1 protein-coding gene and 2 pseudogenes are annotated in these 2,048 nt (G+C 73.9%); all 3 read right to left on the bottom strand.

The genetic code is table 11. The annotated features are described in order from the left end of the window. Window positions 1-221: pseudogene (locus DI269_RS02250) on the bottom strand (hypothetical protein); the annotation flags it as partial. Next, window positions 218-1,591: a hypothetical protein gene (locus DI269_RS27520; protein WP_112133523.1), complete on the bottom strand. Its 1,374-nt coding sequence runs from the start codon at window positions 1,589-1,591 to the stop codon at window positions 218-220. The gene DI269_RS27520 and the pseudogene DI269_RS02250, both read right to left, overlap by 4 nt. Beyond that, window positions 1,588-2,048 (bottom strand): annotated as a pseudogene (locus DI269_RS27525) (hypothetical protein); the annotation flags it as partial. The pseudogene DI269_RS27525 and the gene DI269_RS27520, both read right to left, overlap by 4 nt.

Genomic DNA, 2,048 nt, shown 5'->3' on the forward strand with positions numbered 1-2,048 from the left:
CCGCGCGCGGCCGGGCGCGCGTACCGCGACAGGGCCGCGGCGGCGACCTTCCGGTCGGCGGCCGGGATGAGCACGCGCGGCTTGCGGCGCCCGGGCACGACGATGTACGGCCGCGCCGGTCCCTCCCCGGCGCTGGCGGCGGGGTACAGCTGGTCGACCACCTCCGCGAGGTACGTCGCCCGCCTGCGCAGGTCGTCGGCGGTCTTCAGTGCTCGACTCATCGGTTCTCCGTCTCTGGGCCCTGGGCACCGGGCGTCTTGGTTCTGTTGGCGGCGAGGAGGACGTAGCTGAGCAGGGTGAGCAGGAGGGGCGTGACGAGGGCGTTGTAGTAGAACATCGTCAGCAGGGAGAACCCGACGACTGCGCTCCCGGCGATGCCGACCGCGGAGTGGTCGGACCGGAAGCGCCACAGGACCGCGAGCGCGAAGCCGAGGTACGCGACCGTCCCGGCGATCCCGTGGGCGAACAGGACCTGCCACAGCTGGCCGTTGCCGCCGAGGGTGCGCCCGCCGCAGCGGGGGCACTCGGGGGTCGGGCCGACGGCGATCGACTCGCCGGACCCGAGGGTCTTCCTGGTGGAGCCGAACCCGATGACCGGCGAGTGCTCGACGACGAGTTCGACGGCGCGCTCGGAGGAGAACGCCCTTCCTTCGTCGGAGTGCCCGTTGTCCATGCGCGCCTGGACGACCGTGCCCAGCGGCGTGAGGACCACCAGCAGCACGGCCGCGCATCCGGCGCCGCCGAGCGCGAGCATCCCGCCGGGCCGCCCGGAGACGAGCAGCCGCAGCGCGGTGAACACCGCGATCGCGGCGAGGCCCAGCCACAGGCCCCGGTTCATCGAGTAGACGGCCGGGACGAGCGACACGGCCAGGAGCGCCACCGCGGCGACGCGCCATTTCGCCTTGACCGGCATGCAGAACGCGGCGACGGTGAACCAGACGGCGGTGATCGCGAAGTTGTTGCCCCACGTGTTCGTGTAGCCCCACGGGGCGGCCGGGCGCGGCGTCTCGTAGCCGAGGAAGTCCATGGTCTGCGCCGCGGCCGGGTGCACCAGCGACTGCACGAACCCGTCCTTCGCGACGGCCTTCGGCAGCAAAGCCTCGACGGGGGAGGTGTACTCGAAGCTCCCGAAGAACGTCCCGAGCAGCCCGCCAGCGACGGTGACGGCGAACAGCCACGCGAGCAGCCGGATCAGGTGCTCGCGGCGGAGCTTCCCTTCGACGACGAGGTTGTACGCCCACAGGGCGATCAGCGTGACGCAGCAGTAGAACCCGAACCGGTAGGTCGCCCCCGGGAGGCTCGATATGAACGTCTCGGGGACGACGCCGGGCGGGTCGACGCCGAGGTTCGCGAGGCTGAGTACCACCGCGAGCAGGAACAGCAGCCACCACCCGAACGCGGGCGGGACCGCGATCGACTTGCGCCGCACCAGTTTCACGGCGGCGACGGCGGCGACGAACGGGATCGCGAGGACCCCGAGGCCCAGCGCCCACCACAGCGGGTAGGCCGCCAGGAGCCACGTCAGCGAGGCGCCTTCCGGCGACTCGGCGACGGCGCGCGCCCTGGCTCTGGGGGCCGCGAGCAGCGTCATCGCGACTCGGCGACCGGGGCCGGCACGGCATCGGCGCTCGGTGCGGTGCCGACGGCCGGGATCACCTCGGTGGCGGCGGCGTCCTCGACGGGTTCGAGCGAGTCGGTCGGCGTCTCGTCGGCGGTCGGCGCGGGCCGGGCGGTGAGTTCGCGGCGCGCGGTCGGCAGCGGCACGGTGTTCATCGGCCCGAGCACGCCCGGCAGCAGGACCGCGCCGAGCAGCGGCGTGTCGATCTGCCGCATGGCGACCGCGGCGGCCGCGGTCTCGACGATGGCGTCGCGCTGCGACTGGACGGCGAGGATCACGGCGTCGGCGTGCCCGGCGAGCAGCTGGGCGTCGGCCGAGCACGACAGCGGCGGCGCGTCGACGACCACGAACCGGCCCGCCTCGGCGAGCTTCGCGAACGTCTCGGCGGCGGCCTCGCTGGTGGGCCCGGCGGCCCTGGCGGCGGCGCCGG

The sequence above is a fragment of the Glycomyces dulcitolivorans genome (genome assembly GCF_003265355.1).
GTDB classification, from domain to species: Bacteria; Actinomycetota; Actinomycetes; order Mycobacteriales; family Micromonosporaceae; genus Glycomyces; species Glycomyces dulcitolivorans.

Excerpts from the sequence above, each read along its gene's own strand:
- DI269_RS27520 (WP_112133523.1), bottom strand. The coding sequence starts at position 1,591 with ATGACGCTGCTCGCGGCCCCCAGAGCCAGGGCGCGCGCCGTCGCCGAG.